The sequence below is a fragment of the Paenibacillus sp. CECT 9249 genome, assembly GCF_918697855.1.
Lineage (GTDB): Bacteria > Bacillota > Bacilli > Paenibacillales > Paenibacillaceae > MSJ-34.
On the sequence record NZ_CAKKLI010000004.1, the window covers coordinates 84,029 to 99,286 of the forward strand.

The 15,258-nt window shown below is 51.8% G+C and carries 13 protein-coding genes; 12 read left to right on the forward strand and 1 reads right to left on the reverse strand.

What is annotated here, in order from left to right; genetic code table 11:
• Positions 1-470 precede the first annotated feature (470 nt).
• From LQ229_RS05385 to LQ229_RS05425, 9 genes are all read left to right on the forward strand, one after another.
• Positions 471-1,097: a hypothetical protein gene (locus tag LQ229_RS05385; RefSeq protein WP_216538752.1), complete on the forward strand. Its 627-nt coding sequence runs from the start codon at positions 471-473 to the stop codon at positions 1,095-1,097.
• The gene (gene dxs, locus LQ229_RS05390; protein ID WP_216538751.1) at positions 1,078-2,967 is read left to right on the forward strand and encodes a 1-deoxy-D-xylulose-5-phosphate synthase; all 1,890 of its coding nucleotides are present in this window, start codon (positions 1,078-1,080) and stop codon (positions 2,965-2,967) included. Before LQ229_RS05385 ends, dxs begins: the two co-directional genes overlap by 20 nt.
• A 10-nt stretch (positions 2,968-2,977) precedes the next feature.
• Entirely contained in the window at positions 2,978-3,826 is an 849-nt protein-coding gene (locus tag LQ229_RS05395) for a TlyA family RNA methyltransferase (RefSeq protein WP_230191125.1), read from the forward strand.
• An 86-nt stretch (positions 3,827-3,912) separates the two neighbouring features.
• Positions 3,913-4,365 (forward strand): hypothetical protein, encoded by a 453-nt coding sequence (locus LQ229_RS05400; RefSeq protein WP_216538749.1) that lies wholly within the window; start codon positions 3,913-3,915, stop codon positions 4,363-4,365.
• 48 nt (positions 4,366-4,413) lie between these two features.
• Positions 4,414-4,863, forward strand: a complete 450-nt coding sequence (argR, locus tag LQ229_RS05405) for a transcriptional regulator ArgR (RefSeq protein ID WP_253298136.1) — start codon at positions 4,414-4,416, stop codon at positions 4,861-4,863.
• Positions 4,864-4,876: 13 nt separating this feature from the next.
• Positions 4,877-6,598 (forward strand): DNA repair protein RecN, encoded by a 1,722-nt coding sequence (gene recN / locus LQ229_RS05410; protein WP_230191126.1) that lies wholly within the window; start codon positions 4,877-4,879, stop codon positions 6,596-6,598.
• Positions 6,599-6,774: 176 nt separating this feature from the next.
• Positions 6,775-8,106, forward strand: coding sequence for a SpoIVB peptidase (gene spoIVB / locus LQ229_RS05415; protein ID WP_230191127.1), 1,332 nt, complete (start codon positions 6,775-6,777; stop codon positions 8,104-8,106).
• A gap of 275 nt (positions 8,107-8,381) precedes the next feature.
• Positions 8,382-9,188 (forward strand): sporulation transcription factor Spo0A, encoded by an 807-nt coding sequence (gene spo0A, locus LQ229_RS05420; protein WP_230191128.1) that lies wholly within the window; start codon positions 8,382-8,384, stop codon positions 9,186-9,188.
• Between the two features lie 522 nt (positions 9,189-9,710).
• Positions 9,711-10,739: a bifunctional 3-deoxy-7-phosphoheptulonate synthase/chorismate mutase gene (locus LQ229_RS05425; RefSeq protein WP_216538745.1), complete on the forward strand. Its 1,029-nt coding sequence runs from the start codon at positions 9,711-9,713 to the stop codon at positions 10,737-10,739.
• Between the two features lie 374 nt (positions 10,740-11,113).
• Here the strand turns inward: LQ229_RS05425 and LQ229_RS05430 are convergent, their stop codons facing one another.
• Positions 11,114-11,401: a DUF2627 domain-containing protein gene (locus LQ229_RS05430; RefSeq protein ID WP_216538744.1), complete on the reverse strand. Its 288-nt coding sequence runs from the start codon at positions 11,399-11,401 to the stop codon at positions 11,114-11,116.
• 251 nt (positions 11,402-11,652) lie between these two features.
• Between LQ229_RS05430 and lpdA the strand changes: the two genes are divergently transcribed.
• From lpdA to LQ229_RS05445, 3 genes are all read left to right on the forward strand, one after another.
• Positions 11,653-13,074 carry a dihydrolipoyl dehydrogenase gene (lpdA, locus tag LQ229_RS05435; protein ID WP_230191129.1) on the forward strand — a complete coding sequence of 474 codons (1,422 nt, stop codon included), beginning with the start codon at positions 11,653-11,655 and terminating at the stop codon, positions 13,072-13,074.
• A gap of 126 nt (positions 13,075-13,200) precedes the next feature.
• Positions 13,201-14,223 (forward strand): thiamine pyrophosphate-dependent dehydrogenase E1 component subunit alpha, encoded by a 1,023-nt coding sequence (locus LQ229_RS05440; RefSeq protein WP_230191130.1) that lies wholly within the window; start codon positions 13,201-13,203, stop codon positions 14,221-14,223.
• Between the two features lie 2 nt (positions 14,224-14,225).
• Positions 14,226-15,209: an alpha-ketoacid dehydrogenase subunit beta gene (locus tag LQ229_RS05445; RefSeq protein WP_216538741.1), complete on the forward strand. Its 984-nt coding sequence runs from the start codon at positions 14,226-14,228 to the stop codon at positions 15,207-15,209.
• The last annotated feature ends 49 nt before the right edge of the window (positions 15,210-15,258 follow it).

Sequence of the window (15,258 nt, forward strand, 5' to 3'; positions counted from 1 at the left end):
CGCGCGCCCGGTTACGGCTTGGGGTATGAACCTGCATTGCGAGTCGAATCTGTCTCATTTTATATCATTATGAGCGGGAAGTAGCATCTATGACTTGTTTGCAGCGTAGCCTGCCTTGAGTGAATCAGCAGGGATTATGGAAGTGTAGGCGGATATCGCTTCGGCCAAAGCGCTATTCTCCGGATGCTATATGAAAGCTGATTTGCAAAAGAGGCTAAGGAATGGTTTAAAGACTGTCGGAGGAAAACTCCTAGGCTGTTCACGCAGTGAGGCTTTTTGAGGATTATAGTGTGGACTAAGTGGTAATCCAGTCTGACGGCCGGCAACGGGGTCAAGACGAGCGTAAAGGGAAACCGCCTTTTCGGCGACGAGGAGGTGTCTTGTCTGGGAAAACCTACTGGACCTAAGCCACAGCGTTTACTCAAAAAGTTGCCACTCACTTTCCATACTTAGGAGCAAAGAAGATCAATATGAAGTTTTCGATCAAGCACTCCATCAAATGGAGTATTTTTATATCGATCGTCACATTTGCGCTAGCGTGTATCTTCTCTGTCGTTTCGACCGCCTTATTGGCAGGAGTCAGTTGGGGAATCGGCACGCTTATTGTTTTTTTACTGATACTGATCGGGATCGTGTTCGATATTATGGGACTCGCCGCCGCCGCCGCGGACGAGAAGCCGTTTCACGCTATGGCGGCCGAACGCGTTCACGGATCAAGGCAAGCGATCTATATCGTTCGCAATGCCGACCGTTTTTCCAATTTTTGCAATGACGTTGTGGGCGACGTAAGCGGCGTGATTAGCGGAGCCGCAACGGCGCTCGTCGTGGCGAATTTAATTGCGACCATGAATGCGAGCAACGTCGTGGTGACGACAGCAGTAAGCGTTGTCTTCGCCGGCATCGTATCCGCACTTACGGTCGGAGGCAAAGCGATGGGCAAATCGTACGCCATTCATTATTCCACCGGCATCGTGCTGACGATCGGCAAGTTTTTCGACGTATTGGAACGAAGATTGCGCATTCGCATATTTGTAAAGAAAAAAAGCAAATCGAGCAAAGGAAAGCGAGGAAAATCACGTGCTGCTAGACCAAATTGATCAACCCGACGATCTGAAAAAATTATCGGTCCCGGAATTAACGCAATTGGCAGCCGAAATTCGCCAATTTCTTATCGAGAAGCTTTCCGTTACAGGCGGGCATCTCGCGCCCAATTTGGGCGTTGTCGAATTGACGCTGGCATTGCATTATTTATACCAAAGCCCGAAAGACAAGTTTATTTTCGACGTCGGACATCAAGCATACGTTCACAAAATTTTGACGGGACGCATGGACAAATTCGATACGCTGCGCAAATATAAAGGATTATGCGGTTTCGTCAAACGCTCCGAGAGCGAGCATGACGTATGGGAAGCGGGTCACAGCAGCACGTCGTTGTCCGCCGCGATGGGCATGGCGACGGCGCGCGATTTGAAAGGCGAAGACCATAAAGTGATCGCGGTGATCGGGGACGGCGCTTTGACGGGAGGCATGGCCTTCGAAGCGCTGAACCATATCGGCCACGAGAAGAAAAATTTGATGGTTGTGCTGAACGACAATGAAATGTCCATCGCGCCGAATGTCGGAGCGATGCATAACTATTTAAGCAAAATTCGTTCCGACAAACATTATTTGCGGGCCAAAGGCGAATTGGAACAGTTCCTCAAAAAAATTCCGGCCATCGGCGGAAAGCTGGCCAAGACGGCCGAACGAGTGAAGGACAGCTTGAAATATTTAGTCGTTTCCGGCGTATTGTTCGAAGAGTTGGGCTATACCTATTTCGGGCCGATTAACGGCCACGATATCGAAGCGATGCTCGATGCGTTCAGACAAGCGGACAATGTAGACGGTCCGGTATTGATGCATGTCGTCACCGTCAAAGGAAAAGGCTACTCGCCGGCGGAAGCGGACTCGCATAAATGGCACGGCATTACGCCGTACAAAATGGAATCCGGACAAGTGCTGAAGGCCGTCGGCAATCCGATGTATACGGAAATCTTCGGTAGCACGCTGATCGAGCTCGCCGAGCAGGACGAACGCATTGTCGCCGTTACGCCTGCGATGCCGGGCGGTTCGGGGCTGCTTGCCTTCGGAGAACGGTTCCCGAACCGAATGATCGATGTCGGCATCGCCGAGCAACATGCGGCCACGATGTGCGCGGCGCTAGCTTTGGAAGGGCTCAAGCCCGTATACGCGGTCTATTCGACCTTCTTGCAGCGGGCGTACGATCAAGTCGTTCACGATATTTGCCGGCAAAACGCCAACGTCATCTTCGCGATCGACCGGGCGGGATTCGTCGGCGCGGACGGCGAAACGCATCAAGGCGTCTACGATATCGCTTATTTGCGCCATATTCCCAATATGGTGCTTATGATGCCGAAGGATGAGAACGAGCTTCGCCATATGATGAAAACGGCGCTTGAATACAACGATGGGCCGATCGCCGTTCGTTACCCGCGCAATAACGCCGTTGGCGTGCCGCTCGATCCGGAGATGAAGCCGATTCCGATCGGAACGTGGGATATCGTGCGCGAAGGAGATTCGGCGGCGATCGTAGCTGCCGGACCGATGATTCCAGTCGCGGAAGAGGCGGCGGAACTGTTAAAACGGGAAGGTATGAGCGTGCGGGTCGTCAATGCAAGATTTATTAAGCCGTTGGATGAGCAAATGCTGTTGCAGCTTGCCAAGGAAGGCTTGAATTTGATCGTATTGGAAGAATCGTCCCAAATCGGAGGCTTGGGCAGCGCGGTTTTGGAATTTTATTCGAATAAAGGCATTTTCAATATGCATGTCAAAACGCTCGGCGTGCCGGATTACTTCGTCGAGCACGGCAGCATCGTCGAACAGCGGCAGGAAGTCGGTCTGACCCCAGGCAGAGTCGCGACGGAACTGAAAGCGATGTTGCCGCGGATTAAATTAAGCGCAAAGTAGGTTTATATGGATGTCGAATCAGAAAGAGCGGATCGATGTGCTGCTCGTCGAACAAGGTTTATGCGACAGCCGGGAAAAGGCGAAAGCCGCGATTATGGCCGGATTGGTGTTCAATAAGGACGGAGAACGGCTCGAAAAAGCGGGAATGAAGATTGCGCGCGATACGGAGCTGCAAGTGAAAGGGGCCGTTCATCCTTATGTAAGCCGAGGCGGCTTGAAGCTGGAGAAGGCGCTTCGTACGTTCGAATTGGACATTGCCGATTCCGTCATGCTGGATATCGGCGCGTCTACCGGCGGTTTTACCGACTGCGCGCTGCAGCATGGAGCGCGGTACGTTTATGCAATCGATGTCGGATACAATCAGTTGGATTGGTCGCTTCGCAACGACAGCAGAGTTCATGTGATGGAAAGAACGAATTTCCGCTACACGACCCCGGAGGATTTAGCGGGACCGGTTCCGGACTTTGCAACGATCGACGTATCGTTCATATCGCTTACCATCATATTGCCTCCTTTGCTCGCCTTGCTGCGCCGTCCTGCCCGGGTCGTCGCCCTCATTAAGCCGCAGTTCGAGGCAGGCAAGGAGAAAGTCGGCAAATCCGGCGTCGTGCGCGACCGGAAAGTGCATCAAGAAGTGCTCGAGCGGATCCTTGCATACGCCGCCGGACTCGGTTTCCGCCTGGACGGCCTGACGTTCTCGCCGATCACGGGCGGAGAAGGAAATATCGAATTTTTGGCTTGCTGGACGCTGGCGGAAGGCGCCGAGACGATGGAACGGGAAGGCGTAGACGCGTCTCTTATCGAGAAGGTCGTGCGGGACGCCTCGCATACGTTTACCGGAAACTCATCCAACGGATGAGTTTCTTTTGTTTAAAAAAAGGATATTGGCTGGTTTTCCGCGAATAAGATGTGCAAGAAGTCTTTCCATCGTTTGAGGTGATTCGAATGGGGCGCAGTGATGAATTCGTCATGATCGGAATTATCGTCCTGATCGCTATTTGGATTTATTTCGCATTTCGCAAGTGGCTGCTCGAACCGACCTCGTTACGGTATATTCCTTTAAACAACGACATTAAAGAATCCGTCGCGGTGCAACTGCTGGAACGGGCCGGCTACGAGGTGATCGGGGGCAAGTTCCGCATTCCGTTTCATTTTACGGTAAACGGAGACGATCTGCACAGCCGCTTGTTCGTGGATTTAGTCGCAAGACAAGGGAAAGAATGTTATTTAGTGAAAATCGCGCGGGACCGCATGCCGATCGATTGGACGGGCAGCGGCGTCCGCAATCGTTTGCTTGCGTATTTTTTAATATATGGAGATTGCGCAGGGATATTATATATTGATGAAAAAGAACAGCAAATCCATAAAATACAATTTCAATTTGACGAAGACGATTAGCGTTGATTGCGGTTTCTAGGTCCGACGAACAAATTGGAGGAGGGTATCATGAAGGGACAACGACATGTAAAAATTCGCGAAATTATTATGAATCGGGACATTGAGACGCAGGACGAACTCGTGGACGCGCTGCGAAATGCCGGATACCAGGTGACGCAAGCTACCGTTTCGCGCGATATTAAAGAAATGCAGCTCATTAAAGTGCCGCTTGAGAACGGAAACTATAAATATTCGATGCCTACCGATCAACGCTACAATCCGGTTCAAAAATTAAAACGGGCGCTCGTGGACAATTTCGTTCATATCGACTATACGGAAAATTTGGTGGTCATGAAATGTTTGCCGGGAACGGCCAACTCCATTGCCGTATTGATGGACAATTTGGAGTGGGAAGAAATTATGGGCACGATTTGCGGCGACGATACGATGCTGATCATTTGCCGCAATAAAGAAAATAGCGGCAAAATCGTCAATCAAATTATGGATTTGATTTCGTAAGGATGGTGGAACTATGCTTGTGGCGTTATCGATTCGGAATTTAGCCGTCATCGAGTCGGTTTCTGTTGATTTTCATAAGGGATTTCACGTATTGACAGGGGAAACGGGCGCGGGCAAATCGATTATTATCGATGCTTTAAGTTTAGTGATCGGCGCGCGCGGCTCGGCGGAATTCGTACGCTACGGATGCGATAAAGCGGAGATTGAGGCGATGTTCAATCTGCAAGCGGACCATCCGGTATGGGATGTGCTGAAGGAGATGGGCATACATACCGAGGAAGACGAGCATCTCGTCGTCCGGCGCGAATTGACAGCCCAAGGCAAAAGCGTCAGCCGCATTAACGGGCAAATGGTCAATTTGACGATGCTGCGCCAGGTGGGGGAGCATCTGGTCAACATTCACGGCCAGCATGAGCATCAATCCTTATTGCAAGTCGATAAGCATCTGCATTTATTGGATACGTACGGCGAGACGATCATTGCGCCTGTCAAAGCCGAATACCAAGATGTGTACAAGCAATTCGTCGCCGTGCGCAAACAATTGGAAGAGCTTGAAGAATCGAGCCAAAAATCGTTGCAAATGCTGGATCTGTACCGCTTTCAAATCGAGGAAATCTCAAGCGCCGGCTTGAAAATCGGCGAAGACGAATCATTGGCGGAAGAGAAGCGCAAACTAGCCAATAGCGAGAAAATGATGGATACCGTATCGGAAGCATACGAAACGATATACGGAAGCAAAGGGCTGGATTCGGTCGGCAAAGCCGTTTCCAAATTGAACGATATCGTTTCCTTCGACGCGCCGGCGCTGCAGCCGATTATCGAACAGTTGCAATCCGCGTATTATCAAATGGAAGACGCGGCTTTCGCGCTGCGCGACTATCGGGAAAGAATCGAATTTAATCCGGCGCGATTGGAGCAAATCGAAGAACGGCTCGATCTGCTCGTCTCTTTCCGGCGCAAATACGGCGATAACGTTGCGGAAATATTGGCTTATTTGGATCGAATCCGGAAGGAAACCGAAACGATCGAGAATAAAGACGAAGTGATGCGCAAGCTGCAGCAAGAAGCCGACGGCTTGTTCGCGAAGCTGGTCGTATTGGCGGAGCGGCTTAGCGGTTTGCGCAAACAATGCGCCGAACGGCTAACGAAACAAATGGAATCGGAACTGACCGATTTGCAAATGGAACGTACGCGGCTCGCAGTCAAGCTCGAGCGAACGGAAGACCCAAGCGGCCTGGATGTCGACGGCGTACGGATCCGGTTTACGAAACACGGGTTCGACAGCGCCGAGTTTCTGATCTCGCCTAATCCGGGAGAGCCGCTTCGGCCTTTGCACAAAATCGCTTCCGGCGGCGAGCTGTCGCGTCTTATGCTTGCGCTGAAATCGATATTCGCCGCCGTCGACCGGGTTCCGGTGCTCGTCTTCGACGAGGTCGATACGGGGGTCAGCGGACGGGCTGCGCAATCGATCGCCGAGAAAATGTCCAAGCTGGCGGAGATGTGCCAAGTGTTCTCCATTACGCATTTGCCGCAAGTCGCTTGCATGGCCGATCGTCATTATTTGATCCAAAAGCAAGTCGTCGGGGAACGAACGATGACGAATGTAGAAGCGTTATCGAGCGAAGGGCGCGTGGCGGAACTCGCCCGCATGCTGGGCGGTGTCGAAATCACCGAGAAGACGCTGCACCACGCCCAGGAAATGCTGACGCTGGCGGACGCCAAAAAAGCGATGTAATCGCTTGAAAGGAGCGGCTTGCAGCAATGCAAAGCCGCCTTAGGGAACGGACACTTTCATTGGTTTTACGATCAATTTTTTCAGTAATAAAACGCTCCGGCCAAGGTTATCTTATAGGTACGCAATTGGCGACTGCCTTTCTCGTCAAGCGAAAGAAGGAAAGGGAGCGTGACATCTTGAATTCCACCGTTAGGAAAAGATTCATCGGTCTTTTACTTGTTTTTTCCGTATGCATACTTACCACGACGACACCGTTTCAGAACTTTGCCACCTTTCCGAGCGAAGTACGCCTTTTTACCGGACAGCACAAGGATTTGATGCTCTCCATTCCCGTTCAGGCGCAAGCCAGTCTGGATCGCCCGGATGTCGTGCAGGTGAACGGAGCGGCGGGGCCATCGTTCAACGTCTCGTTGAACAAGCCGATTCATTTGCAGACGGCGCAAAGCGGCCAAGCGGAATTAAAGCTGAAATTATTCGGCAAAATTCCGTTCAAAACGGTCAAAGTGAACGTCGTTCCCGATTTGAAAGTCATTCCCGGCGGACAAACGATCGGGGTAAAGGTGAAATCCGCCGGCATTTTGGTCGTCGGTCACCATTTGGTTGCGGCCGACAAAGACCGTAAAGTGTCGCCAGGCGAAGATGCGAATATTAAACTTGGGGATTTGATTACCCGGATCGACGGCGTTCCATTGAACGATGTGTCCAAAGTCGCCGCTCTTGTGGAAGAAGCGGGCAAGAAGAACAGGCCGCTCGAATTGACCATTTTGCGCGACGGCCAAGAAATCAAGACGAAGCTAACCCCCGCTTACGATACGAAGGATAAGGCATGGCGCCTCGGATTGTATATCCGCGATTCGGCTGCGGGAGTAGGAACGCTAACATTCTATGCGCCGGATCAAGGAGCGTTCGGAGCGCTCGGGCATGTCATTACCGATATGGACACCCAAACGCCGATCGTAGTCGGCAAAGGCGAAATCGTTCAATCGAACGTTACTTCGATTTCCAAGAGCCAAGACGGGGAACCGGGGGAAAAACGAGCCCATTTTCTGAAAGAAACGAAAGTTTTGGGTGAGATCGAGCGCAACACGCCATTTGGCATCTTCGGCAAGATGAAAGCCAATCCCGAACACAGCTTGTTTAAAAAACCGATTCCTGTCGCCTTCGCGGAGGAAGTAAAGGAAGGTCCGGCGCAAATACTAACGGTCGTCGAGGGCCAACAAGTCGAACGCTACAATATCGAGATCGTTCATGTAACCCGTCAAACGACTCCGGCCACGAAAGGGCTCGTGATCCGCATTACCGATCCGCGCTTGTTGGAAAAGACGGGAGGAATCGTACAGGGGATGAGCGGGAGCCCGATCATTCAAAACGGCAAATTAATCGGCGCCGTCACTCATGTCTTCGTCAACGATCCGAAATCGGGTTACGGTTGTTTTATCGAATGGATGCTGCAGGATGCGGGCATTATGATCAAAAATTCCGGCAACGCCAAAGATAAGGCATCGTAATGTGATCCCCCTTTCAGGGGGATTTGTTCCATCGGGCAAACCTCTTTTATATGGTCACACGGAAAGGCTTCGGTATGAAGCTTTTTTCATTTTTTGTCGAATGGAAACGAAAAAAGTTGGAACATGTAATAAAATTATTATTATAAAATATTTTTTAGAAAAAATAAAGAAAAATAATTTTCGACAGGAGGAATTTACTGGGTGATGTCGAATTTCTTTTTCTGGACAGGAAAAAAAGCAAGATTGAATTTAAACAGATGAAGGAGGATCCAGTAGTGCAAAAGATTGAAGTATTGTTAGCGGACGACAACCGAGAATTTACGAATTTATTGGCGGAATATATTTCGGAACAGGGGGATATGGTGGTTACTGGCATCGCTTATAATGGCGAAGAAGTGCTGCGCCTCATTGAAGAATCGCGCAAAGCGCCCGACGTCATTATTTTGGATATCATCATGCCGCATTTGGACGGGCTTGGCGTTCTCGAAAGATTGCGCGCCATGAATTTGACTCCGCAGCCTAAAGTCATCATGCTGACGGCTTTCGGCCAGGAAAATATTACGCAAAAAGCGGTACAGCTCGGCGCTTCGTATTACATCCTCAAACCTTTTGATTTGGAAGTGCTTGCGAACCGTGTGCGGCAATTGATCGGAACGGTAACGATGGCTTCGGTCGGCACGCCGATCGTTTCATCTCCTAAGTCGAACGTGGTTCCAATGGGCAAAGGGAAAAACTTGGACGCTAATATTACTTCGATTATCCATGAAATCGGAGTGCCGGCGCATATTAAAGGGTATCAATATTTGCGCGAGGCGATTACGATGGTGTACAACAACATTGAAATACTCGGCGCGATTACGAAAACGCTGTACCCGGCCATCGCCGAAAAATTCAAAACGACGCCGAGTCGCGTCGAACGTGCGATCCGCCACGCGATTGAAGTCGCTTGGACGCGCGGCAATATCGACTCGATTTCGCATTTATTCGGCTATACGATCAACATTTCGAAGTCGAAACCGACCAATAGCGAGTTCATCGCGATGGTGGCCGACAAGCTGCGGATCGAGCATAAGGTGAGTTGATCGCCAAGGGCATAAAAAGAGCAATTACATAATGCTTTAAGTACTTGATTCGCCGCATCATAAACGGTTGTAGCAGCCGTTTACGATGCGGCGTTTTTAACGTTTGTAAGCGATTTTGACCGAATTAGGCGAAAAAACAATTGACAATGCAGCGTAACTTTGTTTATATTAAGCATTAATACATGAAATGACGATGACGGAGAAGAGTAAGCTGGGACGTCCTAAGCCAGGGATCGCGCTGCCGGAGACTGAGAGCGCGCGAGTGGAAAGAGCAGCCGAAGTTCGCTCCCGAGTTGGCCCTTGAAAGGCGGCGGCTTCTTGACCGGTCGGTTGCCGTACGAGTAGAGGCGTTCCGGTTCGCACGCCGTTACCGTGTCAGAGTGAACAACCGTCTGGAGCCGGCGATATGCCGTAAGCTCACGTAAACAACGGGTGTTAATTAGGGTGGTACCACGATTCCTCGTCCCTTTGCGGACGGGGATTTTTTGTTTTCGTTGAAAGAAATTAAAGGAGTTGGAAACGATGAATACGGACATGATGCTGGAAACGTTACAGGAACAATTAAATCATATAGATTTGGAATTAATTCATATTTTGAACCGGCGCGAAGCGACGATGCGCGAAATCGAACGCGCGCAAACCGGCGATGAGCTGGCTGTACGCTCCGTGCACGAGGACGAAGTCGCCGCGACGTTACGGCAGTCGTTCCCGGCTTTGGCCCCAGCGGCGAAGCCGGCGAAAAGCAAGCGCACGCTGCTTGTCAGCCGGGAAGCGCGAAGCGTTGACACGGTTCTGCATATTAAGGACGCGGTAATCGGCGGCGGTGCGAACTGCCTCGTGGCCGGCCCGTGTTCGGTGGAAAGCTACGAGCAAACCCGCAAAGTGGCGGCGGCGCTGAAGGAGAACGGCGTTCGCATTATGCGGGGCGGCGCTTACAAGCCGCGGACGTCGCCGTACGATTTCCAAGGTCTCGGCGTCGAAGGGCTGCAAATTTTGCGGGAAGTGGCCAATGAATTCGGCCTCGTCACGATCAGCGAAATCGTGCATCCGGCCCATATCGAAACGGCGGCGCAATATATCGACGTCATTCAGATCGGTGCGCGCAACATGCAGAACTTCGAATTGCTCAAGGCGGCCGGCGATATGCGCATGCCGGTGCTGCTGAAACGGGGAATCGCCGCGACGATGGAAGAGTTTCTGCTTGCCGCCGAATATATCGTCTCGCGCGGCAATACGCAAGTGATGCTGATCGAACGGGGCATTCGCACTTACGAGAAATGGACGCGGAACACGCTGGACATTTCGGCCGTGCCGCTGTTGAAGCAGAAGAGCCATTTGCCCGTGCTCGTCGACGTCAGCCATTCGACCGGGTACAAAGATATTATGCTCCCATGCGCGAAAGCGGCGCTTGCCGCCGGCGCCGACGGCGTCATGGTTGAGACGCATCCCGATCCGGCCAGCGCGCTGTCCGACGCGGAGCAGCAATTGACGCTTGAGCAGTTCGCGGAGTTTTTCGCCGGGTTGAAGCAATCCGGATTGTACCGCGCGTGAATGCCGCGCGAAAGAAGATAAGACCGCCAACGGGTAGATCCCGTTAGACGGTCTTATGTTTCGTTTGGAGCTATATAGCGGCGGTTCGAGTGGATGCGGTCGGTTCGGTGCTGCGGACTGCAGTGCGTTTTACGTCCATCGTATACGTAACTCCAATTTCTACCGCTAATTCGTGTCATGTTCGCATAAAACGATCATTAGATGGAAAACCCGGCGCTAATCCCTTGCTATTCGATGAAACGCCGCAAATTTTCGAAATTAGCTCCATGAAATACCGCTATTTAACGCTCCACATATCAGCTAAACAAATTAACGGCAGGAAATACCGCTAATAAGGAAGCGCTGCGTTGGTATTTGCCGGCCCAGCAGCGCTGTCATTTTCCTTGTGGTCTCGTTCGCTTTGCTTTAAAGCGCGGCGCAACGTAATTGCGCTTGCGGTCCCGGAAAAAAATCCATCCTCCGATAAAAAAGACGCCGCCGAAGAACAGGACAAGCCCGCCGAGGAACTTCAGCCATTCGAAATCCGGCACGGCCGATTCGTCGCCGTGCTGCGCGAAATAGAAGAAAAGGCTGTCTTTCATCAATAAAAAACCGTAGGCGGCAACGATGCCGGGAATCACCAATAACAAAATGGCGATAAACCGTGAAACAACTAATTTCATGTCCGACCTCGCTCAACTGAAATTTTGATACGTCTATCATACTCTTTTTGCAAAATGTTGTCTAACGATGGCCGGTGTTTTTATTCAACATAAAAAAGTTGTACAATAGGTGGATAAGCAACGAATAAGTATTAACGAATGAAATGAAGAACTTCACTCACGGCATGGACAAGGCCAATGTTCCGAAACGGGATTTGTTCGATGCCGATGTAGCAATTGGTTCAACGACACGATTATGGGAGGTTTGATGTATGACTCTTACTTACGACGTTGCCGTACTCGGCGGAGGAATCGGCGGTTATACGGCGGCCATATCCGCCGCTCAAGCGGGGAAGACGGTTGCCATTATCGAGAAGGATTTGTTGGGAGGAACTTGCTTGCATCGCGGCTGCATTCCAAGCAAATCCTATTTGCGAAGCGCCGAATTGTTCGCTGCGATGAAGGAGAGCGAGCAGTACGGCATCGTTACGGATGGCGTTCGTTTGGACTTTGGCAAAGTTGCGGAACGGAAACAGAACATCGTCGATCAACTGCATCGCGGTTTGCAATATTTAATGAACAAAAATAAGATCGACGTACTGCAAGGGAAAGGTCGCATTATCGGACCGTCGATCTTCTCGCCGAAGAGCGGCGCATTGGCCGTGGAGCTAGCCGACGGCGAGATGGAAACGGTCGTTTCAACCAATTTGATTATCGCGACAGGGTCCCGTCCGCGCGAACTGCCGGGCTTGCCTTTCGACGGCGTCCATGTCATGTCCAGCGACGACGCGCTGCGAATGAGCGAGATTCCGGAATCCATCGTCATCATCGGCGGCGGCGTAATCGGCGTGGAATGGGCGTCAATGCTATGCGATTTCGGCGTTAGCGTAACGATCGTCGAAGCGGCTCCGCAGTTGCTGCCGGCCGAAGACGGAGATATTGCGCGCGAATTGCAGCGGTTGCTGTCCCGGCGCGGAGTCAAGGTGCTCACGAACGCGGCTGTGGCTGCGGATACATATCGAACCGACAACGGGCAAATCGTAATCGAGGCTTCGCATGAAGGGCAGCCTGCAACGTTGAAAGCGGACAAGCTGCTTGTCTCGATCGGCCGCCAGGCGAATGTGGAGCATATCGGCTTAGAGAATACCGATATTCAAGTGCGTGACGGCGTCATTCTTGTCAACGGCTCGATGCAAACGACGGAGCCGCATATTTACGCCGTGGGCGACGTGAACGGCGGTTTGCAGCTGGCGCATGCCGCCGGGCATGAAGGCATATTGGCGGTAAAGCATTTGAACGGGGAAGCCGTGCAGTCTTATGCGCATCATTTGATTCCGCGCTGCATCTATTCGCGTCCGGAAGTGGCGTCCGTCGGCTGGACCGAGAAGCAAGCCTTGGAGCGGGGGCATGCCGTGAAGAAAGCGAAAGTGCCGTTCTCCGCCATCGGCAAGGCGCTCGTATACGGCGATAGCGACGGGTTCGTCAAAGTAATCGCCGACAGGAACACGAACGATATTCTCGGCGTACACATGATCGGCCCGCATGTGACCGATTTGATCTCGGAAGCGCAGTTGGCGCAAATTTTGGACGCGACGCCGTGGGAAGTGGGACAATCTATCCATCCTCATCCTACCTTGTCCGAAATTATCGGAGAAACGATGCTTGCGCTTGACGGAAAGTCGATTAATATTTAACGGAAGCGAAATCGTAAAAAAGTTCATTTTCTTTTTTGGCGGAAAGAGAGTATAATGAGTTTAAACCCAAGTCTTAGTACCAGGTTATAATACCAACATTGGGTTTCAAACAAAGGAGGTATCTCCATGAATCAAAAAACGATCGAACAACAACAAACGAAGCATGAGCAGCTCGGTTTAACTGACGAGCAAGTGATTGAAATGTACAAATATATGCTGCTCGCCCGGAAATTCGACGAACGTACGCTGCTATTGCAGCGTGCGGGGAAAATCAATTTTCACGTATCGGGAATCGGGCAGGAATGCGCGCAAGTTGCCGCGGCATTCGCATTGGACCGCGAGCACGATTATTTCTTGCCGTATTACCGCGATTACGGGTTCGTCCTCTCCGTCGGCATGACGGTCCGCGAACTGATGCTTTCCGTCTTCGCCAAGGCGGAGGATCCGAACAGCGCCGGCCGGCAAATGCCGGGCCACTTCGGCTGCAAACGGCTGCGCATCGTAACGGGCTCAAGCCCGGTGACGACGCAACTGCCGCATGCCGTCGGTTTCGCGTTGGCGGCCAAAATGAAAAAGCAAAATTTCGTTTCTTTCGTCACATTCGGCGAAGGCTCCAGCAACCAGGGCGATTTTCATGAAGGATGCAATTTTGCCGGGGTTCATAAGCTCCCAGTCGTTATTATGTGCGAGAACAATCAATACGCGATTTCCGTGCCGCTGCATAAGCAAGTGAGCGGGAAAATTAGCGATCGGGCTCTCGGTTACGGATTTCCGGGCGTACGCGTCGACGGCAACGACACGCTGGAAGTGTACCGCGTCGTGAAAGAAGCGCGCGAACGGGCGCTTCGCGGGGAAGGGCCGACGTTGATCGAAGCGATGATGTACCGGCTTTCGCCCCATTCGACATCGGATAACGATTTGGTGTACCGGACGAAGGAAGAGGTCGATTCTTACCGGGCCAAGGACGGGATTCCCCGTTTTAAGCAATATTTGATCGAATGCGGCATTTGGGACGAGAAGCGCGATGAAGAATTGCAGGCCCGGTTGCAGCAAGAAGTGAACGAGGGGACGGATTATGCGGACAAGGCGCCGTTTCCGAAGCCGGAAGATATGCTGCTGCACGTTTATGCGGATAGAGGAGGGGAATAGGCATGGCGGTTATAGAGTATATCGATGCGATTCGCCTCGCCATGAAGGAAGAGATGGAACGCGACGAGGATGTGTTCGTGCTCGGCGAAGACGTCGGGTTGAAGGGAGGCGTCTTCACAACGACGAAAGGCTTGCAGGAGCAATTCGGCGAGATGCGGGCGCTGGATACTCCGCTCTCCGAGTCGGCGATAGCGGGCGTTGCGATTGGCGCGGCCATGTACGGCATGAAGCCGATCGCGGAAATGCAATACTCCGATTTTATGTTCCCGGCCACGAATCAAATCATAAGCGAGGCGGCGAAAATCCGCTATCGTTCCAACAACGATTGGAGTTGCCCGGTAGTGATCCGCGCTCCGATCGGGGGCGGCATATTTGGCGGTTTATATCATTCGCAATGTACGGAATCGGTATTTTTCGGCACGCCCGGCTTGAAGATCGTCGCTCCTTATTCGGCATACGACGCCAAAGGATTGTTGAAAGCGGCGGTGCGCGACCCGGATCCGGTACTCTTCTTCGAGCATAAAAAATGCTACAAGCTGATTAAAGGCGACGTTCCGGACACGGATTATATTGTGCCGATCGGCAAAGCGAACGTCATTCGCGAAGGGACGGACATTACGGTCATCGGCTACAGCTTACCGCTGCATTTCGCGATGCAGGCGGCGGACGAGCTTGCGCAGGAAGGAATCAGCGCGCATATATTGGATTTGCGCACGCTTCAGCCGCTCGATAAAGAGGCGATTCTGGAAGCGGTGAAGAAAACGGGCAAGGTGCTGATCGTTCACGAGGACAATAAAACCGGCGGGGTAGGAGCCGAAGTGTCGGCCATCATCGCCGAGGAACTGCTGTTCGATTTGGACGCTCCGATTAAGCGGCTATGCGGGCCGGATGTGCCGGCGATGCCGATCAGTCCGCCATTGGAGAAATTTTATATGTTGAACAAGGACAAAGTGAAAGAAGCAATGCGGGAGCTTGCATTGTTCTAGGACGGTTCGGATCCGAACAGGTTCGAACAGCCAAATAAAGGAGTTGAGT

Bases quoted from the DNA above. Each gene is read 5' to 3' on its own strand.
- argR (WP_253298136.1), top strand. From the start codon at position 4,414: ATGAAGGGACAACGACATGTAAAAATTCGCGAAATTATTATGAATCGG.
- recN (WP_230191126.1), top strand. From the start codon at position 4,877: ATGCTTGTGGCGTTATCGATTCGGAATTTAGCCGTCATCGAGTCGGTT.
- LQ229_RS05430 (WP_216538744.1), bottom strand. From the start codon at position 11,401: ATGAAATTAGTTGTTTCACGGTTTATCGCCATTTTGTTATTGGTGATT.
- LQ229_RS05425 (WP_216538745.1), top strand. From the start codon at position 9,711: ATGAATACGGACATGATGCTGGAAACGTTACAGGAACAATTAAATCAT.
- LQ229_RS05395 (WP_230191125.1), top strand. From the start codon at position 2,978: ATGTCGAATCAGAAAGAGCGGATCGATGTGCTGCTCGTCGAACAAGGT.
- LQ229_RS05445 (WP_216538741.1), top strand. From the start codon at position 14,226: ATGGCGGTTATAGAGTATATCGATGCGATTCGCCTCGCCATGAAGGAA.
- LQ229_RS05385 (WP_216538752.1), top strand. From the start codon at position 471: ATGAAGTTTTCGATCAAGCACTCCATCAAATGGAGTATTTTTATATCG.
- lpdA (WP_230191129.1), top strand. From the start codon at position 11,653: ATGACTCTTACTTACGACGTTGCCGTACTCGGCGGAGGAATCGGCGGT.
- LQ229_RS05440 (WP_230191130.1), top strand. From the start codon at position 13,201: ATGAATCAAAAAACGATCGAACAACAACAAACGAAGCATGAGCAGCTC.
- LQ229_RS05400 (WP_216538749.1), top strand. From the start codon at position 3,913: ATGGGGCGCAGTGATGAATTCGTCATGATCGGAATTATCGTCCTGATC.